Origin of the sequence: Vibrio splendidus, assembly GCF_001557875.1 — a bacterium.
GTDB classification, from domain to species: domain Bacteria; phylum Pseudomonadota; class Gammaproteobacteria; order Enterobacterales; family Vibrionaceae; genus Vibrio; species Vibrio splendidus_F.
Genome location: NZ_LNRF01000012.1, coordinates 44,270 through 68,013 on the forward strand (window position 1 = coordinate 44,270; position 23,744 = coordinate 68,013).

Annotated in this window: 18 protein-coding genes; 12 read left to right on the top strand and 6 right to left on the bottom strand. The window is 45.0% G+C overall.

Features of this window, described 5'->3' with window-relative positions; all coding sequences use genetic code 11:
* Nucleotides 1-107 precede the first annotated feature (107 nt).
* Nucleotides 108-893 carry an MlaA family lipoprotein gene (locus tag ATB74_RS20675; RefSeq protein ID WP_061019582.1) on the top strand — a complete coding sequence of 262 codons (786 nt, stop codon included), beginning with the start codon at nucleotides 108-110 and terminating at the stop codon, nucleotides 891-893.
* Nucleotides 894-982: 89 nt separating this feature from the next.
* Here ATB74_RS20675 and ATB74_RS20680 read toward each other — a convergent pair whose 3' ends face one another.
* From ATB74_RS20680 to ATB74_RS20695, 4 genes are all read right to left on the bottom strand, one after another.
* The gene (locus ATB74_RS20680; protein WP_061019583.1) at nucleotides 983-2,278 is read right to left on the bottom strand and encodes an outer membrane protein transport protein; all 1,296 of its coding nucleotides are present in this window, start codon (nucleotides 2,276-2,278) and stop codon (nucleotides 983-985) included.
* A 298-nt stretch (nucleotides 2,279-2,576) separates the two neighbouring features.
* Entirely contained in the window at nucleotides 2,577-3,803 is a 1,227-nt protein-coding gene (locus tag ATB74_RS20685) for an outer membrane protein transport protein (RefSeq protein WP_061019584.1), read from the bottom strand.
* A 298-nt stretch (nucleotides 3,804-4,101) separates the two neighbouring features.
* Nucleotides 4,102-4,830, bottom strand: a complete 729-nt coding sequence (locus ATB74_RS20690) for a DUF3379 domain-containing protein (protein ID WP_061019585.1) — start codon at nucleotides 4,828-4,830, stop codon at nucleotides 4,102-4,104.
* Nucleotides 4,823-5,371: a sigma-70 family RNA polymerase sigma factor gene (locus tag ATB74_RS20695; RefSeq protein WP_061019586.1), complete on the bottom strand. Its 549-nt coding sequence runs from the start codon at nucleotides 5,369-5,371 to the stop codon at nucleotides 4,823-4,825. The genes ATB74_RS20690 and ATB74_RS20695 overlap by 8 nt, the downstream gene beginning before the upstream one ends.
* 562 nt (nucleotides 5,372-5,933) lie before the next feature.
* Here ATB74_RS20695 and fadI point away from each other — a divergent pair.
* Both fadI and fadJ read left to right on the top strand, forming a co-directional pair.
* On the top strand, nucleotides 5,934-7,241 hold the full coding sequence (gene fadI, locus ATB74_RS20700; protein WP_048607862.1) for an acetyl-CoA C-acyltransferase FadI: 1,308 nt from the start codon (nucleotides 5,934-5,936) through the stop codon (nucleotides 7,239-7,241).
* On the top strand, nucleotides 7,241-9,457 hold the full coding sequence (fadJ, locus tag ATB74_RS20705) for a fatty acid oxidation complex subunit alpha FadJ (RefSeq protein ID WP_061019587.1): 2,217 nt from the start codon (nucleotides 7,241-7,243) through the stop codon (nucleotides 9,455-9,457). Before fadI ends, fadJ begins: the two co-directional genes overlap by 1 nt.
* Nucleotides 9,458-9,924: 467 nt before the next feature.
* Here the strand turns inward: fadJ and ATB74_RS20710 are convergent, their stop codons facing one another.
* Complete coding sequence (locus tag ATB74_RS20710; RefSeq protein WP_061019588.1) at nucleotides 9,925-12,702, bottom strand: insulinase family protein; 2,778 nt, start codon at nucleotides 12,700-12,702, stop codon at nucleotides 9,925-9,927.
* 305 nt (nucleotides 12,703-13,007) lie between these two features.
* Between ATB74_RS20710 and sixA the strand changes: the two genes are divergently transcribed.
* Nucleotides 13,008-13,472, top strand: coding sequence for a phosphohistidine phosphatase SixA (sixA, locus tag ATB74_RS20715; RefSeq protein ID WP_061019589.1), 465 nt, complete (start codon nucleotides 13,008-13,010; stop codon nucleotides 13,470-13,472).
* Nucleotides 13,473-13,583: 111 nt separating this feature from the next.
* Here the strand turns inward: sixA and smrB are convergent, their stop codons facing one another.
* Nucleotides 13,584-14,114: an endonuclease SmrB gene (gene smrB / locus ATB74_RS20720; protein ID WP_061019590.1), complete on the bottom strand. Its 531-nt coding sequence runs from the start codon at nucleotides 14,112-14,114 to the stop codon at nucleotides 13,584-13,586.
* Nucleotides 14,115-14,176: 62 nt separating this feature from the next.
* Between smrB and prmB the strand changes: the two genes are divergently transcribed.
* The 8 genes from prmB (at nucleotide 14,177) to ATB74_RS20760 (ending at nucleotide 23,738) form a co-directional block, all read left to right on the top strand.
* Nucleotides 14,177-15,109 carry a 50S ribosomal protein L3 N(5)-glutamine methyltransferase gene (gene prmB, locus ATB74_RS20725; protein WP_061019591.1) on the top strand — a complete coding sequence of 311 codons (933 nt, stop codon included), beginning with the start codon at nucleotides 14,177-14,179 and terminating at the stop codon, nucleotides 15,107-15,109.
* Between the two features lie 266 nt (nucleotides 15,110-15,375).
* Nucleotides 15,376-16,017, top strand: coding sequence for a LysE family translocator (locus ATB74_RS20730; protein ID WP_061019592.1), 642 nt, complete (start codon nucleotides 15,376-15,378; stop codon nucleotides 16,015-16,017).
* 542 nt (nucleotides 16,018-16,559) lie between these two features.
* Complete coding sequence (locus tag ATB74_RS20735) at nucleotides 16,560-18,017, top strand: protein adenylyltransferase SelO (protein WP_061019593.1); 1,458 nt, start codon at nucleotides 16,560-16,562, stop codon at nucleotides 18,015-18,017.
* A gap of 156 nt (nucleotides 18,018-18,173) precedes the next feature.
* A complete protein-coding gene (locus tag ATB74_RS20740; RefSeq protein WP_061019594.1) occupies nucleotides 18,174-18,902 on the top strand; it encodes a response regulator in 729 nt (242 codons plus the stop codon).
* A gap of 58 nt (nucleotides 18,903-18,960) precedes the next feature.
* Nucleotides 18,961-20,406 carry an ATP-binding protein gene (locus tag ATB74_RS20745; RefSeq protein ID WP_061019595.1) on the top strand — a complete coding sequence of 482 codons (1,446 nt, stop codon included), beginning with the start codon at nucleotides 18,961-18,963 and terminating at the stop codon, nucleotides 20,404-20,406.
* A 110-nt stretch (nucleotides 20,407-20,516) separates the two neighbouring features.
* Nucleotides 20,517-21,764, top strand: coding sequence for an ABC transporter substrate-binding protein (locus ATB74_RS20750; RefSeq protein WP_004736057.1), 1,248 nt, complete (start codon nucleotides 20,517-20,519; stop codon nucleotides 21,762-21,764).
* 181 nt (nucleotides 21,765-21,945) lie between these two features.
* A complete protein-coding gene (locus ATB74_RS20755) occupies nucleotides 21,946-22,884 on the top strand; it encodes a carbohydrate ABC transporter permease (protein WP_060983549.1) in 939 nt (312 codons plus the stop codon).
* Nucleotides 22,881-23,738, top strand: coding sequence for a carbohydrate ABC transporter permease (locus tag ATB74_RS20760; protein ID WP_048661487.1), 858 nt, complete (start codon nucleotides 22,881-22,883; stop codon nucleotides 23,736-23,738). The genes ATB74_RS20755 and ATB74_RS20760 overlap by 4 nt, the downstream gene beginning before the upstream one ends.
* The last annotated feature ends 6 nt before the right edge of the window (nucleotides 23,739-23,744 follow it).

Below are 23,744 nucleotides of genomic sequence, written 5' to 3' on the forward strand. Positions count from 1 at the left end.
CATAGGCGTAAGCTATTCCGATCTTGCGATAAACGGTATAGACTTACGCAACCAATTGAGGCCAGCGATTGCTGGCCTTTTTTATTATTCCTTATGGAAAAGGTGATATGTCTGCCAGTGTTTTAAGACTCTCGAGTTTACTTTTTATCGCAAGCTTAACGGTTGGGTGTTCAAGTGCGCCGGATGAAAGCGTTAACGATGATAACCTCGAAACCTCTGAATACGTCGAAGAGTCCCACCCGAATGATCCTTTTGAAGGCTTCAACCGAGCGATGTGGGATATTAACTACGAATATCTAGATCCTTATTTGGTTCGCCCTGTTTCTCTCGCTTATGTTGACTACACTCCTGTACCAGTGCGCTCTGGTATTTCCAATTTTCTAGCCAACTTAGACGAACCATCAAGCATGGTAAACAACCTCCTTATGGGCAATGGTGAAAAAGCACTCGATCATTTCAATCGTTTTTGGATTAACTCAACTTTTGGTCTGTTAGGCTTAATCGATATTGCCAGCGAAGCAGGGATCACCAAGTACGACGACAAGTCGTTCTCTGATGCGATTGGTCATTACGGAGTAGGGAATGGACCGTACTTTATGGTGCCAGGTTACGGCCCGGTAACGACGCGTGAAGTGACTGAAACCGTCGATGGTTTGTATGTGCCTCTATCGTTCTTAAACTTTTGGGCAAGCTTAGGCAAGTGGGCTTTCGAAGGTATGGAAACACGTGCTCAGTTGGTTTCGCAAGAAGCGCTGTTGGATAATTCCCCTGATCCATATGCATTAACGCGTGATGTTTATATTCAACGTCGTGATTTTAAAGCGGAGATTGAACCAGAAGAGGTCGACCTTGAAGAGGAAGATTTCATCGATGGCTATCTAGAAGATTACTAGAAACACGATTTAGAGAACCGATAAAAGAAAGGCTCGATGTTGATACAACATCGAGCCTTTTTAATGGTTTCTACTTTTAGGGCGGTAGATTAGAAGCGGTAATTAGCTTGGATACCGACTAGCCAGATGCTACCTGTTACTTCACCTTCGAAGCTGCCACCAAAGTAGTCAGCACCTGGCTCAAATGGCTGTAGTGTACCAAGGTCTGACTCTTGCATTCTCGCGTCTTTTGCTAGAATGTAGGTGAAGCCTGCATCTAGTGTAAGTTGCTCAGACCACTGGTAACCAGCACCAATGCTTAACCAAGTGCGGTCAGTCTCAGGAATAGTTGCCGTGCGATGCTTTTCACTTACTGCTGAGGTGTCGTAAGCGATACCAGAACGTAGAGCCAGTTTAGGTGTCATTTGGTAAGTGGTACCAAGTGCAAAACGGTAGTTATCTTCCCAGTTTTCTTCCTTAATACCTACGCTTTTTTCTCCCGGAAAGTCTGCAACAAGTTCTTTGAAGCTGCTCCAGTTTGTCCAGTTAATGCTCGCATGCACAGCAACTTTATCAGTAAGTTGGTGGAAACTAGCAAGTTCTGCTGTTGCTGGAAGAGCAAGATCCATTGATCCGCTCTTGTGAGCCGTAGGATTTGTCGAGTTAAAACCGATGCCTTTAGCATAGCCTTCTAAAGTCAGGTCTACTTCCGATTTGTAGGTAAAGCCTAGGCGGTTATTTTCATTGATCTGCCAAGCTGTACCGACTTGCCATCCCCATGCAGTATCGTCACCTTCCATGTACTTTAGAGTGGTACCAGCTAATGGAGATTGAGGGCTAGCAACAGCACCAAAGCTACCTTCAGCCATGATATAGCGAACACCACCACCAATAGATACGCTATCAAGTACTTGGTAAGCTGCGTTTAGGTTCAGCTCCATCGTAGTAACACTTGCTTCGTTACCATGGTTAGCGCCACCAAAGTCTTTACCTAGGTCTGTTTCCATACCGTAGTTAGTACCCGCAGCAAAGCCTAATGCGAACTTGTCGTTGTACTTATGAGAAACATAGAAGTTTGGGATCACTGCGCTGTGAGCGAAATCACTTGAATTTGATGGAGTCGTTGAAGCACCACCAACTGAAGTCGAAGTTCCATCGATATCAATATTTGGATCAACATAGATAGCACCAACAGAAACCTGAGTGCCTTCTAGGTAAGTCAGCATGGCAGGGTTACGCCATTGTGCGTCTGCACCGTCTGCCATTGCAGCTTCACCTGCGTATGCACGACCAAGGCCTGTTGCTGAGTATTCTGCTAGTTGGAAGCCTGCCGCATGAGTTACGGTAGAAGTCGAAAGTAGTCCAACTGCCACTGCAGCAGATAGAAGAGTCTTATTCATTTTCATTATTATGTTCGCTGAATCATAAGTAGTTAGTGGCGTGATTCTACTTTTAGAGTTATTACTTTAAAAACGAAATTCGAATAAAACAGTGTTTTAGGGATTAAATGAGTAAATGTGTTTAATTATTAGAGAAATAATCTAAATGTTTCGGCTGTGTTGCGAAGTTTGAGCGTACACTTGTAGTCATATATTGGCCTTGCAGGCTACAGTTGTAAGCTTAAATTGATGCGGGTCAGTGGTTTAGGCAATAAAAAAGGGTCGCATAATGCGACCCTTTGGGTGTTTTATAACTTCGATTATATTAGAAGCTACGGCTGTATTGTAGACCAAACAGAATAGCATCTGCGTGGGTAGTTGCAGTCAAAGGACCTGCTGAGTTTTCTTCAACTTTTACGTCATCACCTAGTAGGTAGGTGAAACCAAAGTCAACGTTCGATGCAGTATCGATGTGGTATGTGAAACCAGCAGAGAACCACTGACGATCAGAGTCCGGAACCGAGATTGAAGTAACATCATCTTGAGCGCTTGTGTCATACATGTAACCAGCACGCAGTGTCCAAGCATTGTTTAGGTAGTATGTACCACCAATTGCATAGTGCCAACCATCTTGCCAAGCATATTCTTTGTCATAGCTGCCATTCAGTCCACCAATTGGTGATGTAGCTAGATCTAAGTTTCTAAATTCAATTTGGTCAAAGTCACCCCAACCGATCCACTGTACAGAATAGTGAACAGCGAACTTGGTGTCTTCGATTTTATGAAATCCAGAGAACTCAAGCATATCAGGTAGAGGAAGCGTAATCTCTTGACCTTTACTATCCTCTGCAGTGAATTCTGGGCTGTATGTATATGCTAAGCCGAAGCGATTATTTTCATCTAATTCGTATACAGTACCTACGTTAAAGCCCACTGCCCAGCCATCAGCTTTGTCTACGTTTAATAAGTATACAGAGCCTTGTGACTGAGGTGCTGAGCGCTTCATTGTGCCTTCACCGTAAATCAGGTCAAGACCTGCACCAAAGCTCCATTGCTCGTTTAAGCGGTATGAACCTGCTAGTCCAAAGTTAATACTCTTAACATCGGTTAGACCGCCATAAACTTCTGCTGCATAGTCATCTGCAAACTCTGTTTTCGTACCAAAGTTAGTGTAAGCGTTCACACCCCAAGCAAATTTGTCGTTTACTGGAACGATTAGATGAATATTAGGTGCGACAGATGTATCACCTACATCATCAGTGTCAGCAACTGGTTGGCCAAAGTATGAAGCATCTTTGACATCAATCATTGAAGTAATTGTTTCAAAACCAAGAGATAGCTCAGTTTTATCAAACAGTGCCATTGCTGCAGGGTTACGTGCCATAACTGACGCGTTATCTGCGATTACTGCATCACCAGCGAAAGCACGGCCAAGGCCGGTTGCTGATTGTGCGTTAAGTTGGAAACCTGCTGCCATCGCTTGCGAAGACGCCAGTGTAATTGTTACTGCTAAAAGAGACTTTTTAAACAGACGCGTGTTGTTGGTAGTCATTCATTTATTCCTTTATATTTCCGCCTCTACAGGGCGATTAATTTGAGCAATTGCTCAATGGTGGCTGATCCTATTCGCAAGTATACGATATACAAATCCGACCATTGGAAATTTTGAGTGGAAAATTATGGAAATGACGTCTATCTGGCACGAAAATGGTGCTAAATGCTGATTTTTAGAGTTTTAACTCTAGAGTTATTGGTTTTGTGAATGGTTTGGCAGGTTATTTATAAATAAAGCCCAGCAATATCAGTGATATACTTGCTGGGCCTTTTATGACGGGGCTTTAAGAGGCGAATTAGCTCATCGGTTTGATCATTTTTGTCAGCTTTTCGGCGATTTTAGAAACATCCTCACCATTTTCACCAACAAGGATTAAGCTGCTGCCATCTACGGGTGTTACCGAACCGGACATGCCTTTTTCATCAAAGTCGATAGGTTTGTCTGTCGGAATACCGGTTAAAAACAGTGTTACTTTGCCTTTTGCGCCCTGGAAGACCATATGTACCGCGTTGGATTTACCAAAGCCACAGTGGTTTAGGTAATAGACGTGGTAAGGGAAAGCATCATCAAACTGAAAAGCAAATGGGTTCATTTTTGCGTTGATCTGCTGCGATGTGACTTGTTCATCTATGGTACTAACAAAGCTTTTTTCATCAACAACGTGTTTCATTGCCGTATCAACCAAGCTTGCTTGCGCGGGTGAAACAAATGCATTGCCCCAGTTAACTTGGCCAACCAGTAAACCAGCAATAAACGCTACCGAAGCAGCCATTGCCATTGCACGTCTAGCAAAAGTCGGTCTTACTACTTTGCTTTCTGCGCTTGAGGTCTGATTGAACAGAATACGATCTGCAAGATCGTCTGGCACATCCACATTCATTGCTGAATGGATCTGTTTATCAAGCGCTAGTACATCGTCAAGAAAGTTACTATTGGCTTCGCTGTTCGCGGTCGCATCAACAATATCTTGTGTACGTTGTTTAGGTTCCGACAATACACGACGACGAAATTCCAAATCATCCATTATGTTGCCCCCTCTCTGCCTCTTCTGTATCCAATAGCTCTTTCAACTGATTTCGAGCTCTGAATAAACGTGTCATCACCGTGTTTTTGTTGAGATCGAGAATATCGGCAATCTCATCACCACTAAAACCACCTATCACTTGCAAGAAGAGGGGCTCACGGTAATCGATTTCAAGTTTCATGATCTGCGTTTGCAACCACTGGTGTTGATGGTGTGGGTCATCACTGACACTAGCATCATTACCATGGTCGTCGATATCAACCAGATCAAACTGTTTGCGTTCAAAACGTCGAGCATTCTCGCGGCGCAAGATGGTAATCAGCCAAGACTTCGCGGCTTTTTCATCTTGTAGACTATCGAGTGACTTCCATGCGCGAAGGCAAGTTTCTTGAACTAAGTCTTCGGCAATGCTTTTGTCTTTGCATAACCAATAGGCGTAGCGAAAGAGGTCACGATGATAGGCACGTACGAGTGCTTCGTATTTTCTTTGTTTGTCCATATCAGAGTTGACCGGACGCTTGGCTGTTTTCTTTCCAAACATTTTTATTATTGACACACGAGCCTCCATAATTGCTCTGCGTATAGCTGTCCTCTATACGTTGTGCTTTGTTTTTATATTCTGTTTCGCTTTTAGAGCTAACGATCGGCTGGAAATCGTAAAATCACATTAAAATTGATCTACTTCAAAATCTAAGACTTCGAACAAGTTATAGTACACCTTGTCGTCTAGTTAGTCATTCGTGGCTAGCATGTTGAGCAAGACGACACTTCCTTTTGAAGGCTGACTTTACTTTCTCCTAATCAGGAAACTGATTATTTCAATTGGCGTTAAGTTAATTGCTTTATATACATTCCGACCACACAGTCTTGTGTGGTTTTTTTTTACCTAAAGAAAATCATTCCCTACAAAGCGATAACAGTCTTTGCTGACAATAGTTTAGTCTCTTAGGACAACCTTTCACCCTAAAAGGTTCGCCTGAATTTGCAGTTATATTTTCAAACGGCGAGATACTCGTATCACGTTTATTTAAACGCTCGTTTGATTTAATTAACAACTTCTTTACAATGCTTCAGGTCAGACCTCTTAACTTTAAGGAGAAACCATGGGCAAACAGGAAGTCAAAACGCGTTCTGGAGAACGTGTTGCCGTTGTCGCTGGGTTACGAACCCCATTCGCTCGTCAGAGCACAGAATTTAGTCAAGTGCCTGCTGTTGACCTAGGCAAAATGGTTGTGAGCGAAATGCTTGCAAGAACTGATGTTGATCCTGCGCTTATCGAACAAGTCGTGTTCGGCCAAGTAGTGCAAATGCCAGAAGCGCCGAACATTGCGCGTGAAATCGTGTTAGGCACCGGTATGGACATCAATACCGATGCCTACAGTGTCACCCGAGCATGTGCGACCAGCTTTCAAGCCGCAGTCAACGTGACGGAAAGTATTATGGCTGGCACGATTGATGTCGGTATTGCGGGTGGTGCGGATTCTTCTTCTGTATTGCCTATCGGTGTTTCGAAAAAGTTAGCGGCAAATCTGTTAGCGCTGAGTAAAACCAAAACTATGGGCCAAAAGCTGAAGATTCTTAAAACGCTTTCAGTGAAAGACCTTATGCCAGTACCGCCAGCTGTTGCTGAATACTCGACCGGTTTATCCATGGGACAAACTGCTGAACAGATGGCGAAGACACACGGGATTACTCGCGAGGCTCAAGACGCACTTGCTCACCGTTCTCACTCTTTGGCTTCTCAAGCATGGAAAGAAGGCAAGATTAAAGACGAAGTAATGACGGCATTCCCGGCGCCTTACAAAAAGTACCTAGCGGAAGACAACAACATTCGTCACGACTCAACGGTTGAAGGCTACGCGAAGCTGCGTCCTGCATTCGACAGAAAGTACGGCAGTGTAACGGCAGCCAATGCAACACCTCTTACTGATGGCGGTGCTGCGGTTATGTTGATGCGCGAAGGTAAAGCGAAAGAGCTAGGCTTAGAAGTGCTTGGCTATATTCGTGGCTACGCGTTCTCAGCGATTGGTGTTGAAACAGATATGCTGATGGGCCCGACTTACGCGACCTCGCAAGTATTGAAGAATACCGGTTTAGAGTTGTCAGACCTAACACTGATCGAAATGCACGAAGCGTTCGCTGCCCAGGTGTTGGCTAACGTGAAAATGTTTGCGAGCGATGAGTTTGCTCAGAAGAATCTTGGCCGTGATAAAGCGATTGGTGAGATTGATATGGAGAAGTTCAACGTGCTGGGTAGCTCAATTGCATACGGACACCCGTTTGCAGCAACTGGCGCGCGCATGATGACTCAAACATTACGTGAACTGAAACGTCGCGGTGGCGGCTTGGCACTGAACACAGCTTGTGCGGCTGGTGGTTTAGGTGCAGCAATGATCTTGGAGGTAGAATAATGTCTACGACTCTTGATGCAACAACAGAAAAAGAAACAGTCGCTCAACCAGATGCAACGCCTGCGACTGAATCAACCAAAAAGAAAGCGACAGCATTTTCTCTTAATATCGACGAGCAAGATATTGCTTGGTTAGCGATCGATGTGCCAAACGAAAAAATGAACACGCTGCAAGCGGCTTTTGCTGAAGAAATGAAAGCCATCTTCGAGCAACTCAAAGAAAAGCAGAGCCGAGTTAAGGGCCTAATCGTTCATTCTCTTAAGCCAGATAACTTTATCGCTGGTGCTGATGTAAGAATGCTTGATGCGTGTAAAACGGCTGACGAAGCACAGTCCCTGGCTCGCCAAGGGCAGGAGATGTTCCAAACTTTGTCTGAATTACCGTGCCCAGTGGTCGCAGCGATTCACGGCCCATGTTTAGGTGGTGGATTAGAGCTCGCACTGGCATGTGATTACCGCGTATGTACCGATTCAGATAAGACTCGCCTTGGTCTGCCAGAAGTACAGTTAGGCTTATTGCCAGGCTCTGGCGGTACGCAGCGTCTACCTCGCCTTATCGGTTTATTGCCATCTCTCGACCTTATTCTTACGGGGAAACAACTGCGCGCTAAAAAAGCGAAATCGCTTGGCGTTGTCGATGCTTGTGTGCCGGAAACTATCCTGCTTGAAGTCGCTAAGAGCTTTGTTGAAAAGAATACGGGTAGCAAAAAAGGTAAGCGTCTTGCGTCTAAAAGCCAAGCTTCTACCAAAGAGAAACTTATTTCACGCACGGGTCTTGGTCGCAAGGTGATTTTTGAGCAGGCTTCCAAGAAGACGAATCAGAAAACACGCGGAAATTATCCAGCAGCAGATGCGATTCTAGACGTCATTCGTTATGGCCTAGAGAACGGCTTTGATAAAGGCCTTCAGTATGAAGCGAAGCGGTTCTCAGAACTGGTTATGACTTCAGAATCTAAAGCCCTTCGTTCGATTTTCTTTGCAACTACGGAAATGAAAAAAGAGCACGGCGCAGACGCAGAACCAAAAGCGGTTAAGCGTGTTGGTGTGCTAGGCGGTGGTCTTATGGGCGCAGGTATCAGTCATGTCAGCGTTGCTAAGGCGAAAGTGCCGGTGCGCATTAAAGACGTATCAAATGAAGGTGTGCTGAACGCGTTGAACTACAACTACAAGTTGTTCGATAAGCAGCGTAAGCGTCGCATTCTGAGCCGAGCGGGCCTTGAAAGTAAGATGCTTCAACTGTCTGGTGGCATCGACTTTACCAGTTTCAACCATACCGATGTGGTGATTGAAGCGGTATTTGAAGATCTCGACCTTAAGCAATCAATGGTTGCGGACATCGAAGCCAATGCCAAGCCAGATACTATCTTCGCGACAAACACGTCTTCATTACCAATTCATAAGATTGCAGAGAAGGCGCAGCGACCAGAAAACGTAGTGGGTCTACACTACTTTAGCCCTGCAGAGAAAATGCCGCTGGTTGAGGTGATTCCTCATGAAACGACTTCAGAAGAAACTATCTCGACGGTAGTGGCATTAGCGAAGAAACAAGGCAAAACACCGATTGTTGTTAAAGACACGGCAGGTTTCTATGTGAACCGCATTCTTGCTCCGTACATGAATGAAGCGGCACATCTGCTACTAGCTAATGAGCCGATTGAAAAGCTCGACAGCACGTTACTGGACTTCGGTTTCCCGGTTGGTCCTATCACCTTACTAGATGAAGTGGGTGTGGATATCGGTGCGAAGATCATTCCGATTTTAGTGAATGAGCTTGGCGATCGTTTCCAAGGTCCTGATGTGTTCGATATTCTGTTGAATGACAACCGTAAAGGCCGTAAGAGCGGTAAAGGTTTCTACACATACAAAGGTAAGAAGAAAGAAGTCGATAAGTCAGTTTATAAGCTGCTTAAGCTACAACCTGAGCCTAAGCTAAGTGATAATGACATTGCGATGCGTTGTGTATTGCCTATGTTGAACGAAGCGGTTCGTTGTCTAGATGACGGCATTATCCGCAGCCCTCGTGATGGCGACATTGGTGCGATTTTCGGTATCGGTTTCCCTCCATTCCTAGGAGGTCCGTTCCGTTATATGGATCAAATCGGCATTAAGTCATTGGTTGAGATGATGAACGACTTCGCTAAGAAGTACGGCGATCGTTTTGCGCCATGTGATGGCCTACTGACACGCGCTGGTTTGGATGAGTCTTTCTACAAGTAACTCCTAGTACGCTAATTATTGAGCCCGTATCAAGCAATTGATGCGGGCTTTTTTGCTTTATGAACAAGTGTGAAAGGCATGAGATTCCCGACTCAGTCGTTCTTCCTTTTCGGGAATGACGTGGGAGAGTGATGCGTTTTGTTTGGTAGCGTTGGCTTGGTGTGGAAGATTCCCGGCTCGGTCGTTCCTCCCTCTCGGGAATGACGGGGGTAGTGATGTGTTCTGTAGGTAGTGTTGGTCGGTGTGGGAGATTCTCGATTCAGTTGTTTCTCTTTCTCGAGAATGACGATAGAGAGATAGAAAGTAAGCTATTGCGTTGATAAGACAGGTAGTCAAACGTATCTCAATCAAAACTAACGTCATCTCCTAAAGCGACGAAGGAGCGTAATAGGAGATCTGCTTTTGACTTTGCCCAATAAAAAAGGTTGATGCCTTCACACCAACCTTTTAATTTTCTAACACGCTTATTAGCCAAGCTCGGTATCTTTCGGGCGTAACTGAAACTCATCAATAGAGCCAATTTCCACACCTGCCGACAACTTCTCTTCCTCATCATGGGCATTACCGTGCGCATGCATAATCAGACGATTTGCGGTGCGTGGTTTTAATTGACTCACCACAAAGCGCATCATGTCAGAGCGGGTTAGACCTTTAAGATCTTCCAACACACGCTCTCTCTGATTGAATTCCAGGTCCTTATTGCCTATCGCAACCCATAAGCGTTGAGCACGTCCTCGCAAAGTCGTATCGGGTGTCGAAATCTGATTCCAGAGGCCACGTTTACTGCTGTGCCATTGGTAGTTGTTAAGCTCTAACAACACCATATAAAAGGCGTTGAGGAACTCGTCTATCGAGGTTAATAAGTCTGCTGGAGCAGCATTAGGTGATTGTACATACAACACAATACCTGGGTGTCGGTTGAGCGGCATGTTGCCTGTGCCGACCATGTAACCTAGCTGTTGTTTGGTGCGTATTTCATGGAAGAACGTAGCCGACATCAAATGGTTGGCTAAGGAATACAGCGCAATATTCTTAGGTGAAATATCAGGGCATTGATAATAAACCACGATCGCCGAATCATCTTGATTGCAGACTACTTCACGCTGGAAGCTGCCGTTTTCACCCAACATGATCAGTGGCCGTAGCGACTCTTCGTAAGCCTGATCTTGGACACGCAGTGCGTCTTTTAGCGTTTCAGCCATCTTGTGTGCATCGGCTTTTTTCCAGTCGCCATACACAAACATCTCAACATGAAGTTCCGCCAAGATTGCTTGAACAAAAGAAGAGAGCTCATCGACCTCTATCGTTTCCAGCGCTTCAATTAACACGGAATAGGGAGGGTTATTTGGCTGAAGTATCCCGGTCATTGCATTAAACAGCTGCGAAATAGGACGATCTTGCGACGCATTGTTCCAGTTTCTGAGTAATTGGTGCTTAATTGTCTCGAAGCGTGTTGGACTAAAGTCGCGTGCTTGGAAACGTTCAAGAATCATATTGAGCAGTTGTGGTTGCTTCTCACTAAATCCAGACAGAGTAAGCGTTACACCGCCCTGATGGGTGTACATGTTGTAGCCCATACCGGCGATTTCAGCCTGATAGGTATCTTTTTCCAGCGAATCTAAGAACATCTCTACACACAAGCGTGTTTTAACGATATTTCTTGGGCTAGCGACTGAGTGCGGGCTGTCAATCGCAACATACACTACACCTTTTGGCACTCTAAATTGATGGTCTTGCAGGTGCCACAGCTTAAAGCCATCGAGCTCTTCTAACAGTTGTGGGAACTTAGCGTCACCTTCGAGTTCAGTCGGGTCTAGATCATAGCAAATAAATGGGTTTTTGCTTGGGAGTTCAAACTGCCAGCCGGGGTTGATGCATGTAAAGCATTGAATTTGTTCAGCGCTAAAAGGTGTGACCGAGTAAGGCGTAAAATACCACTTCGCTTCTCTGTCATACTCGAACCCCTGAGCAACAATGGTCGCACGCATGTTGTCGACGGTTAAGTAAGGTAGCAAAGAACGCTGTAATTCGTCATCAAAATGTGACATTTTATAATCGCCATACACTACATCTTGCTCTTGATAGTGCTGCATGTTGATCACAAGGTGGCTGACGACATCAAGTGGCCTTGCTGGTTCTTGAAAGCGGAAAGCGGACTCTAAAACGGCACGTTTTTCAAGGTAGCGCCACTCTTCGATACCTTGTTGTTCAATGAGTTTGATGTACTGAAATACCGCTTGGACGATGTTATCGGTTTTGGTTAAGCCTTCAATGGTTAATGAGCAACTGACTGTGAAATCGCGGTAGTTACTGCCGTTTGCGCCGCCCCCTGCAGAGAGTGACGTTATCCAGCCTTTCTCTTTGAGTTGCATCATCAAGCTACCTTCTCCTTCGTAACCCAATAGGTGTGCGAAGAATGACAGTGGTTTAACACCGTAGTGTTCGTCCATGCTTGGCATTGGGAAGGTTAAGATAAGTTTTCGCACTTCTTTAATCGGCTCAACATGGACTTGAACGCCCGTGCTTAACTCGCCGACAATCGGTACTTCAACCTTCTTGCCTTGTAGGTTGTGATTGGTAATAAAACTAAAGCGATCCTCAACCCAGCTTTGCATTTCATCTAATGACTGATTGCCAGACAATGTCAGCGTCATTAAGTCAGCAGAGTATTGTTGCTGGTGGAAAGCTAAAATCTCTTGTCGAATCGTCTCGCCGCTTCTGTCGCCCAACGTATCGATATTACCGACAGAAAACTTCGAAAATGGGTGATTGTGATTCACCAGTTCTTTGGTAACTTGGTACAAGCGTCGCGAATCGTCGTTGAGTTTCATCTTGTATTCGGAATCAACGGCTTGACGTTCTTTATCTAATGCCTCTTCGTTGAACAGCGGAGCGGTAAAAAATTGGCTGAAGCGATCGAGTGCGGTTTCAAACGCATTCAATTCAACATCAAAAAAGAAGCAGGTGTGCTCCGTTCCTGTCCAAGCATTGTTGCTGCCGCCATGCTGGCTGATAAAACTTTGGAACTCTCCGACCTTTGGATACTTTTCAGTTCCTAAAAATAGCATATGCTCTAAGTAGTGAGCTAAACCCTCTCGGTCTGTAGGGTCATCAAAATGCCCCACATTGACGGCTAATGCGGCTGCTGCTTTTTGAGCATTTTGGTCCTGAACTAACAGTACACGTAACCCGTTATTTAAGGTTATGTAGCGATATTGATGTTCATCATTTGGGCTTAAGTGCACAGGAGCATCTCCAAAGAAGGTGGTTTTTAAATTATGTACCCGATGATTCGGCGTGCAAACCTTGTGATCATATTTTGGGATATGAAGTGCTTTTTGGCGATTTCTAAATCACTTTTATCGATTTTTATCAGTAATTTATTTTCTTTTAACAAGGTTGTTAAGAAAGTCGAACTCTTTGGCAAGTGACTTGATATAATTATTTATATTGACTGCGGTTTCTCTGGATTGAGAGCCAAACCTAAGTAGCGTTTCGCTGATATATGGGATATATCGACTTTCGACATGTTACGAAGACAGGATTGAACATGAAAATATTCATTATGCGCCACGGTGAAGCAGAACATTTTGCGAACTCGGATGCAGAACGAGCGTTGACCAAGCGCGGGAAAATGGCTTCTCTTACAGTGGCACAAGCTGCAAATGAGCAGGGGATTAGTCAATTCGATAAAGTGCTGGTGAGCCCATATTTAAGGGCACAAGAAACGTGGTTAGAGATCTCTCAGGCATTTTCTGGAAAGAAAGTAGAAACCTGTGATGATATTACGCCTTATGGAATGTCCGACGATGTGTTTGATTTGACCTTAGCAATGGCTGAAGTAGAAAAACTAGAGACCATTTTATTTGTTTCTCATTTACCTCTAGTGGGCTACCTAACGGCAGAGTTTGCAACAGGCATGGCGCCGCCGATGTTTCCCACTTCGGGCTTAGCGTGTATCGACTTCAACCTTGAGACACAAAAAGGTGAGTTGCTTTGGAACATCAATCCATAAGCTCGTTGAGCTCTGTTTGATGACAAAGTTGCAGACAATTAGAAAGGGCATCTCAATATGATTGGGATGCCCTTTGTTGTTTTTTGGTGAGAGAGAATTCGTAAACCAGAATTATTTCTCAGGAACCGAAAGCAAGACTAACAACGCACCGTTACCGCCAAATTCTAATGGCGCTTGGTGAAAAGCCATCACGTCTGGGTGTTGTGCTAGCCACAACGGCACTTTCTGTTTAAGGATGTGTTTACCGATACCGTGTTGAACGCAGGCGCACGCCACGCTCTCTTTTACGCAGTGCGCAATCATAGCGCCAAGTTCACGTTTGGCTTCTTGTTGAGTCATACCATGCATATCGAGATACACATCAGGAACGTAGACACCACGACGTAGGCGCTTTACCTCATATTTCGAGACATCATCGCGCGCATAGCGTGTCGGACCCTCTTCGCTAAGGTGTGGAATGAACTCATCCGAGAAATAAAACTCGCTATCACTGGCTTGTCTTGCCGTTCGAGTAATTTCTTTTTGCTTGGTATTTCTTTTTGGCTGCTGGACTATGGTATCCTGTTGCAACTTTTTAACGCCCTTTACTGCATCGTTGAACAGGGCGAAATCGTCATCAAAGTCGGTGTCTTTTTTGCTCATCAGGTTATGAATTCTAATTAGAAACGTAATTAGCAGTATTGTAGCGCTTTTCGGAGACAATTTTGGATAAGATTTTTGTAGAAGAAGCGGTATCAGAACTACACACGCTTCAAGATGTGATTCGTTGGACTGTTAGCCGTTTTAACGCAGCTGGCCTATTTTATGGTCACGGCACTGATAACGCGTGGGATGAGGCAGTACAACTTATCTTACCTACTCTTTATCTGCCGATTGATGTTCCTTCGTATGTAATGAACTCTCGTCTAACGAGCAGCGAGCGTCTGCGTATTGTTGAGCGCGTAATCAAGCGTATTAATGATCGTACACCAACGGCTTACCTAACCAACAAAGCTTGGTTCTGTGGTCTGGAGTTCTTCGTTGATGAGCGTGTTCTTGTGCCTCGTTCTCCAATTGGTGAGCTGATCGAAGCTCAATTCCAACCTTGGTTAACTGAAGAGCCAACTCGCATCATGGATATGTGTACGGGTAGTGGTTGTATTGCTATTGCTTGTGCTCATGCATTCCCAGACGCTGAAGTAGATGCGATTGATATCTCTACAGACGCACTGCAAGTTGCAGAACAGAACGTTCAAGATCACGGCATGGAGCAACAAGTGTTCCCAATCCGTTCGGATCTTTTCCGTGATCTGCCAAAAGAGAAATACAACTTGATCGTATCGAACCCGCCATACGTGGACGAAGAAGATATGAACAGCCTGCCAGATGAGTTTACTCATGAGCCAGAACTTGGTTTAGCTGCGGGTACAGACGGTCTGAAATTGGTTCGCCGCATCTTAGCTAACGCACCAGACTATCTAACTGACGACGGTATTCTTATCTGTGAAGTGGGTAACTCAATGGTTCACATGATGGATCAGTACCCAGAGATTCCATTCACTTGGATTGAATTCTCTAACGGTGGCCACGGCGTATTCATGATCACTCGTGAGCAGCTCGTTGCTTGTGCTGATGAGTTCTCTATCTACAAAGACTAATTAGCAGAATGAACGAATCAAAAGCCGCACTGAACAGTGCGGCTTTTTTGTTTTTGGCGAGTCATACTTAGTTTGCCTCTATCTTTGAATAAAGGTTTTACTATTTTCGAGCAGGCTAGAATATTACGCTGGTCGTTTGGCGATTTATAATGTGAAGTACCGTTCAGTGCGAACGAAAGCAGTGGGATGAAGTTGATCAAGTTGCACATCTAATTCATATTGGAGCTTAAAATTTATATATTCTAGTGAGTTAAGGAGAATTCACGATGAGCTTTGATACATGGATCTATTACTTATTAGCGGTGCTGATCTTAACGGCATCACCAGGCCCAAGCTCTTTGTTATGCATGACTAAAGGCGTGCAATCAGGCTTTAAATTATCGATATTTACCGCGCTGGGCAGCTTAACTGCGATTACTGGCATTCTAACCCTATCGTTTACCGGGTTAGGGGTGATCATTGCGTCGTCTGAAGTGGTGTTTAACGTTATTAAATGGACAGGTGCCGCTTACCTAATCTACCTCGGTTGGAAATCTTTGCGCTCTAGCCAACAAGATTATGACAAGTTATCGGATCAACAAGGCGGTGCTCAATTTGTCAAAGAAAGTGCTGCGCAGCATTACCTCAGTGGCTTTATTGTTGGCGCGAGTAACCCCAAAGCTATCCTATTTTTTACCGCACTTTTTCCTCAATTTATTGACCCATCGATCGCTCTACTTCCACAGTTTTTCGTGTTTGCTTTGACCTTCGCGGTGATGGAATTATCTTGGTTACTGGTGTATGCCTACTTGGGTGCGAAGTCGTCAAACTGGTTGTTTGCAAAAGGCCGAGCTAAGGCTTTCAATCGTGTCACTGGAGGCGTTTTTATTGGAGCTGGTGCATTGCTTTCGACGACCAGTCGAGCATAACTTTCTGCTTTATCAGAGAGATGATTGATTACAGAATATTCTTGATGCTGTCATAAAAGGTTAATATTAATGTGCTTGCTGATATCGACATAAAGTCGATATATTGGTGTTACACCATCACGTTCTCAAGGAGAGACATATGCAGCATCAAGAAATGATTCAACACAGTAATTTTGGCGTAATCAGTCGTACTTGGATTTTCTCTACCCTTTCTCTTCTGGGTATTCTTGCTCTAATGTAGTCAGCTTCATGGCTCTATATTTTCAGTTTTTATTATGAAATCACTTGTTAAAAAGTCTTCAAAGTTAGAACTCTTTCTCTTATAAATGTGGCTTTTCTCATCAGGGCAGCCACTTAACTTCTTCTTAGTCATCTTCTCCTAGTTACCACTTTCTCTTAGTAACCTTCGTCTATTTAATCACCTCGTTCTTTTAGTGGATTGGTTCGTTACTTCACCTCTATAGACAAGCGCCATCGCACGTCTGAAGTTGTTACGAAACTGTGATAATCTTTAATCATCTTTTATCTACAGTGTGCCTCTCATGTCTGTCTGGGATTCTATTTCATTTAACAATCGATTTACTGCATTACCTCGACTGTTCTATACCCCAATTCAACCTACACCGCTAAACAATGTTCAATGGCTCGCATGGAACCATAACCTTGCGGATGAACTCGGCTTTCCGTTATTTGATGATGCCTCCGAAGATCTGCTTGAGACGTTATCTGGCAATGTTGAGCCTGAGCAGTTTTCGCCTGTAGCAATGAAATACGCAGGCCATCAGTTTGGCTCTTATAATCCCGATTTAGGTGATGGAAGAGGGCTGCTTTTGGCGCAAGTTGTCGCTAAAAGCGGTGAAACGTTCGACTTACACCTTAAAGGTGCGGGGAAAACACCCTATTCACGTATGGGCGATGGCCGCGCGGTTATTCGTTCAACGGTGCGTGAGTATCTGTGTAGCGAAGCAATGGCAGGGCTTAATGTCCCAACCACACGTGCATTAGCCATGATGACAAGTGACACGCCTGTTTACCGAGAGAAACAAGAGTGGGGCGCATTACTGGTGCGTGCTGCAGAATCACACATTCGATTTGGCCACTTTGAGCATCTTTTTTACACCAATCAATTAGCTGAGCATAAGTTGCTGGCAGATAAAGTCATCGAATGGCACTTCCCTGAGTGTCTTGAAGAAGAAAAGCCATACGCAGCCATGTTTAATCAAATCGTTGATCGTACCGCAGAGATGATTGCGTTGTGGCAAGCGAATGGTTTTGCTCACGGGGTGATGAACACGGATAACATGTCGATCATCGGGCAAACCTTCGATTACGGCCCGTTCGCCTTCCTTGATGAATATGACCCTCGTTTGATCTGTAACCATTCGGATTACCAAGGTCGTTACGCGTTCAATCAACAACCTAGAATTGGTATGTGGAACTTATCTGCATTGGCACACTCGTTGTCACCGCTGGTGGAGAGGGTTGACTTAGAAGCGGCACTTGAGCAGTACGAACCGCAAATGAATGGTTACTTTAGTCAGCTGATGCGCAGAAAGCTTGGACTACTTTCCAAACAAGAAGGTGACAGCCGCTTGTTTGAATCTATGTTCGAGTTAATGTCACAAAACAAAGTCGACTACCCAAGATTCTTTAGAACGCTGTCGAACTTAGATACCTTGCAACCGCAAGACGTGACTGACTTAGTTATCGACCGAGATGCAGCAAAGCTGTGGGTAGATAATTACTTACAACGCTGCGAATTAGAAGAGAGTTCAGTGGTAGAGCGCTGCGAAAAGATGAGGCAGGTAAATCCTAAATACATCCTCAGAAACTACCTAGCCCAGCTAGCTATCGACAAAGCAGAGCGCGGTGATAGCAGTGATATTGAAGCATTAATGGTGGTACTTGCAGACCCTTATGCGGAACACCCGGATTATGAACACCTTGCAGCTCTACCTCCTGAGTGGGGTAAAGCCATGGAGATCAGTTGTTCTTCTTAGCCTTTCACTATTTGTGAACAGCAAAGTACAGATAGAGGTCACCAAGTTGTGATCTTTATCTGTTCATTGTTCTAACTTTACAAACATGTCAATAATCAAACTATCGGTCAGCCTATACACTATGTGAATAAGTTGTAAATTTAATAGGTTTGGGCGATGCCAACAAATACTCGAATTCTCGTGGTGGATGATGACCAAGAAATCCGCGAGTTGCTGGAAGAGTACCTCACAAAATCGGGTTTCGATGTCTCTTCTGTGGGAGATGGTGTTGAACTAGAAACTCATCTGCAAAACCAAGGTTACCCGGATCTGATTCTGCTTGATGTGATGCTACCCGGTGACGATGGTTTTACCTTGTGTCAGCGTGTTCGTAAAAATTCCAATGTGCCTATCATTATGCTTACTGCGGTATCGGATGAAACCGATCAGATCATTGGCTTAGAAATTGGTGCCGATGACTATATTGCCAAGCCGTTTAGCCCACGTCAGTTAATGGCGCGTATCAAAGCCCTGTTACGCCGCGTTCAAGTGGTTGATGACAAACCCAATGATTCTCTGCCTAAACAGATCACCTTTGGTGACTGGACGCTCGATACACTCGCACATCGAATCTCACATAATGAAAGCTCGGAAGAGATGGATTTGTCGGGTAGTGACTTTTCATTGTTAATGCTGTTCCTAACTCGCCCTAATGAAGTGTTAGACCGAGATACTATCTCTTTTGCCACGAGAGGACGTGAAGCACTGCCTTTTGAAAGGGGCATTGATGTGCAACTTAGTCGCCTGAGAAGCCGATTAGGCGATAGCGGTAAATATCCTCACTACATCAAAACCATGCGTGGCAATGGTTATATTCTTGCTGTGCCTGTGCAGTATGAACACTAAGTATGACTTACTGTTAATGAACTAATGCTAATGAAATATTGCCAATGAAGTATCTCGTATGAACTGGTTGAGACGTTTAAAGCCTAACTCCTTGGTTGCTCGAACCTTATTGTTGACCTTGCTAGCCGTCGTCATAGCACAGGGTATCGCAACGTCGATTTGGTACAGCGAATCCAAGCACAAGGAATTGGAAGGGATTCGTTCTGCTTCATCGAGCATGGCCAATATGTTTGCCTCAACGGTGACTTTTTTCCAATCTTTGCCCGTTAAATATCGTCATATCGTGTTAGACCAAATTCGAAATATGGGCGGGACGCGTTTCTTCGTCTCTTTCAATAAAGAGGCATTGATTGTAGAACCGATACCTGACACTCGTTTAAAGACCGCATCGATTGAAGCGATAGAGAGTGTGTTGAGTAGCAAGCTCAATAAGGTGGAGTCGGTACGTGTCGACTTCTCTCGTCCTGAACACCTTCGACTGCTTAAGAATGACATCTATTTAAGCGATCTCCCGCGATCGTGGGCACATCATACGTTAACCCTAGAGCCTCTGAATCCACCCATCCTAGTTGTTCAAATAGAGTTAGCCAGCCATGAATGGGTGTACATTGCTGCATTGTTACCAGCTCCATACGTCAAGCTTGACGATACGATTATCGGCCGTGAGCAGGTGATCTTCTTAGTTTCATCAACGTTGATTCTGCTGGTGCTGACCTACTTGATGATTCGTCGCCAAGTGCGTCCTCTTAAAAAGTTAGCAAGAGCCGCCAATGAGATGAGCATGGATATTCAGCAGCCGCCACTTAATGAAGAAGGGGCAACGGAACTGGTCACCGCGACTCGGGCTTTTAATCGCATGCAGCAGCGGATTCGTCGTTATGTGGCCGATAGAGAACATCTCTTCTCTGCTATCTCTCATGATTTAAAGACACCGATCACTCGCTTAAGGCTAAGAGCCGAGCTATTAGAAAGTGAGGTAAAGAAGAATAAGTTCAACAAGGATTTGGATGAGTTAGAAATGATGGTCAAGGGGGCACTACAAGCAGTAAGAGACACTGACCTTCACGAAAACAATGCCATTATCGATCTCAACGAGATGATGCTCTCCGTGATTGAACTGCACAACCAACATCAAACCTTAGTCGAGTTTGAGCCAGTTGTGGTTGAACCGTTAGTCGCAAAGCCATTAGCCATTAAACGCGTACTGACCAACCTTATCGACAACGCAGTGAAATATGGAGCGTCAGCAGAGGTCGATATCAGCAGTAATCCTGTGTGGGTTATCGTGACGATTCAAGACCACGGCAAGGGGATACCAGAAGATAAACTTGAACTGGTGTTTGAGCCTTACTTTAGGCTGGCTACCGACGATCAAGGACACGGCTTAGGGCTCGGGATCTGCCGAAATATCCTGCACGGACACGGCGGAGATCTCATTATTCGCAACTCCTCTCAAGGTGGCTTAGAAGCCAAAGTCTATATACCAAGAGGCTTAGAAGTGTAATGTAACAATTGTGTTACATGGGGCTTACCTTTTGTTTCAATCTTATAAATCAGAATAAGTAGACTCTGTATTGAACCGGACGTCGAGTCCGCTAAACATGGAAGATAATAATGAAAATCAATAAAACCCTACTTACTCTATCTCTTCTTGCTGCCTCAACATTTTCTCAAGCTGGTGAAGTGGAAGTGCTTCACTGGTGGACTGCCGGTGGCGAAGCGAAGTCCGCAGCGGTACTGAAAGAGATGATTGAAGAACAAGGCCATACTTGGAAAGATTTCGCAGTGGCTGGTGGCGGCGGCGAAAGTGCGATGACTGTTTTGAAAACTCGAGCAGTATCGGGCAATCCACCTTCTGCAGCGCAGATCAAAGGTCATGATATTCAAGAGTGGGGTGGTTTAGGTTTTCTAACGTCTCTCGATGCGACTGCTAAACAAGAACAATGGGATGAGTTATTGCCAGAGGTGGTGACTAAAGTGATGAAGTGGGATGGCGAATATGTGGCGGTTCCTGTCAACGTTCACCGTGTTAACTGGCTTTGGGCAAACCCTGTTGTTTTAGAAAAATCGGGTGTGACGGTTCCAACCACATTAGATGAGTTCTTTGTTGCTGCAGACAAGATTAAAGCGGCTGGCTTCATTCCACTGGCTCACGGTGGTCAACCTTGGCAAGACGCGACGGTATTCGAAGCCGTAGCACTTGATGTACTAGGCAGTGAAGATTACAACAAAGCGTTCGTTGACCTTGATATGGACGTATTATCTGGCGACAAGATGGTGGAAGTCTTCACCAAGTTCAAAAAGATGCGTGACTATATCGACAGCAACTCTCCAGGTCGTGATTGGAACGTAGCAACTTCAATGGTTATCAATGGCGAAGCAGCAATGCAGATCATGGGTGATTGGGCGAAAGGCGAGTTTACAGCAGCAGGTAAAGTGCCGGGCAAAGACTACATCTGTGCACCGGCTCCAGGTACTGATGGCCAGTTCACTTTCAACATCGATAGCTTTGCGTTCTTTGAGCTGAGTGACAAAGAAAATCAAAAAGCGCAGCAAGATCTAGCGAAAACCATTCTTACCAAAGATTTCCAAGAAGTCTTCAACCTTAACAAAGGTTCTATCCCTGTACGTCTAGATATGGACATGTCTAAGTTTGACCAATGTGCGTTGGACTCAATGGCAACCTTCAAAGCAAGTGCAGAGTCTGGCGACCTTGTTCCGAGTATGGCTCACGGCCTAGCGACGACAAGTTACGCTCAAGGCGCGATTTACGACGTGGTAACCAACTTCTTCAACGAGAAAGATGCCGATCCAAAACAAGCGGCAGCTAAGTTAGCGAAAGCAGTGAAAGCCGCTATTTAATCTAACTTGATAAGCGACACACAACGCACGTGAGTGACGGGTTGTGTTGCTTTACCAAACCCCCAGGGTGGGTAGGCTCGTAGGGAGCCTATCTACTCTTCACTCCCAATTCTGATATGCGTGATGCTGATGTGGTGCCGAAAGGTAAGCCATTGGCTCGATTGTGCAACAAGGATAAGTTATGGAGCATGTTTTGACTGAGTCGACTCCAAAACCCACAAGGAGCCAGCCTGCACCGAAACCGAGTTTTGCTGACAGGTTGCAACATTGGTTACCTAAAATTGTACTGGCGCCGACCGCGTTAGTGACCGTGGTGTGTATCTACGGCTACATTTTTTGGACGGCAGCGTTGTCGTTCACTAACTCTCGATTTCTGCCGAGCTTTAACTTCGTTGGCTTAACCCAATATGAAAAGCTGATGGATAACGATCGCTGGATCACCTCAATCACCAACCTCGGTGTGTTTGGTTTTCTATTCATGGCTATTGCCATCTTGCTTGGTGTTGGTTTAGCGGTATTGCTTGACCAGAATATCCGACAAGAAGGGGCAATTCGTACTATCTATCTGTACCCAATGGCGTTGTCATTCATCGTGACAGGTACCGCTTGGAAATGGATTCTTAATCCGGGTCTTGGCATTGAAAAGTTGATGCAAGATTGGGGATTTAATGACTTCAAATTTGATTGGTTAGTCGACTCGGAAATGTCGGTGTATACCTTAGTTATCGCGGCACTGTGGCAGTCTTCAGGCTTTGTGATGGCGATGTTCTTAGCGGGTCTGCGCGGCATCGATTCATCAATCATCAAAGCCGCTCAAATCGATGGGGCAAGCTTACCCACTATCTATCTCAAAATTATTCTACCTTGCTTGCGCCCTGTGGTTTTCAGCGCGGTGATCATTACGTCACACATTGCAATTAAGAGTTTCGACCTTGTGACGGCAATGACAGCGGGTGGCCCCGGTTATTCATCGGATCTTCCTGCGCTATTCATGTACGCACACTCTTTTACTCGTGGACAAATCGGCCTTGGTGCTGCCAGTGCCATGATGATGCTTGCCGGTATCTTAGCGATTCTCGTGCCTTATCTTTACTCTGAACTTAGGGAGAAAAAGTCATGATGAATAACATCAATTTTGCTCGAATGTTTATCTATTCAGCACTGCTTTTCTTCTGTTTAGTGTATCTAATGCCATTGTTTGTAATGGTGCTGACGTCATTCAAAACTCTGCCTGATATCAAGGCGGGTAACTTGATGAGCTTGCCAAAAGAGTGGGTGTTTGATGCTTGGTATAAAGCATGGGACACCGCTTGTACTGGTGTGAAGTGCGAAGGCATTAAAGGCTACTTCTGGAACTCGTTCCAAATGGTGATTCCTGCGGTAGCGATTTCAACCTTGCTCGGTGCATTCAATGGTTATGTTGTGACGAAGTGGCAATTTAGAGGTTCAAACCTGTTCTTTAGTTTGTTGTTATTCGGTTGCTTTATTCCGTTCCAAGTGGTGCTACTGCCGATGGCAACTATGCTTGGCAAGATGGGCTTGGCTAACACAACCATCGGCTTGGTGATTGTGCACGTTATCTACGGCATGGCGTTTACTACACTGTTTTTCCGTAACTTCTACATCTCGATTCCTGATGAATTGATCAAGGCGGCAAAGCTTGATGGTGCGGGCTTCTTTACCATCTTCTTCAAGATCTTATTACCGATCTCAACGCCAATCATCATGGTGACGGTGATCTGGCAGTTCACCGCAATCTGGAATGATTTCTTGTTCGGGGTGGTCTATTCCGGCTCAGAAACTCAGCCGATCACTGTGGCATTAAACAACTTAGTCAACACCAGCACAGGCGTAAAAGAGTACAACGTCGACATGGCCGCCGCGATCATCGCTGCACTGCCAACGCTGCTGGTGTATGTCTTCGCAGGAAAATATTTTGTTCGTGGCCTAACGGCAGGATCAGTAAAAGGATAATTACCC

Coding starts and splice junctions, on each gene's coding strand:
- ATB74_RS20680 (WP_061019583.1), bottom strand. CDS start 2,278: ATGAAAATGAATAAGACTCTTCTATCTGCTGCAGTGGCAGTTGGACTA.
- ATB74_RS20760 (WP_048661487.1), top strand. CDS start 22,881: ATGATGAATAACATCAATTTTGCTCGAATGTTTATCTATTCAGCACTG.
- smrB (WP_061019590.1), bottom strand. CDS start 14,114: ATGAGCAAAAAAGACACCGACTTTGATGACGATTTCGCCCTGTTCAAC.
- ATB74_RS20685 (WP_061019584.1), bottom strand. CDS start 3,803: ATGACTACCAACAACACGCGTCTGTTTAAAAAGTCTCTTTTAGCAGTA.
- ATB74_RS20730 (WP_061019592.1), top strand. CDS start 15,376: ATGAGCTTTGATACATGGATCTATTACTTATTAGCGGTGCTGATCTTA.
- ATB74_RS20735 (WP_061019593.1), top strand. CDS start 16,560: ATGTCTGTCTGGGATTCTATTTCATTTAACAATCGATTTACTGCATTA.
- ATB74_RS20690 (WP_061019585.1), bottom strand. CDS start 4,830: ATGGATGATTTGGAATTTCGTCGTCGTGTATTGTCGGAACCTAAACAA.
- ATB74_RS20750 (WP_004736057.1), top strand. CDS start 20,517: ATGAAAATCAATAAAACCCTACTTACTCTATCTCTTCTTGCTGCCTCA.
- fadJ (WP_061019587.1), top strand. CDS start 7,241: ATGTCTACGACTCTTGATGCAACAACAGAAAAAGAAACAGTCGCTCAA.
- sixA (WP_061019589.1), top strand. CDS start 13,008: ATGAAAATATTCATTATGCGCCACGGTGAAGCAGAACATTTTGCGAAC.
- fadI (WP_048607862.1), top strand. CDS start 5,934: ATGGGCAAACAGGAAGTCAAAACGCGTTCTGGAGAACGTGTTGCCGTT.
- ATB74_RS20740 (WP_061019594.1), top strand. CDS start 18,174: ATGCCAACAAATACTCGAATTCTCGTGGTGGATGATGACCAAGAAATC.
- ATB74_RS20745 (WP_061019595.1), top strand. CDS start 18,961: ATGAACTGGTTGAGACGTTTAAAGCCTAACTCCTTGGTTGCTCGAACC.
- ATB74_RS20695 (WP_061019586.1), bottom strand. CDS start 5,371: ATGTTTGGAAAGAAAACAGCCAAGCGTCCGGTCAACTCTGATATGGAC.
- ATB74_RS20675 (WP_061019582.1), top strand. CDS start 108: ATGTCTGCCAGTGTTTTAAGACTCTCGAGTTTACTTTTTATCGCAAGC.
- ATB74_RS20755 (WP_060983549.1), top strand. CDS start 21,946: ATGGAGCATGTTTTGACTGAGTCGACTCCAAAACCCACAAGGAGCCAG.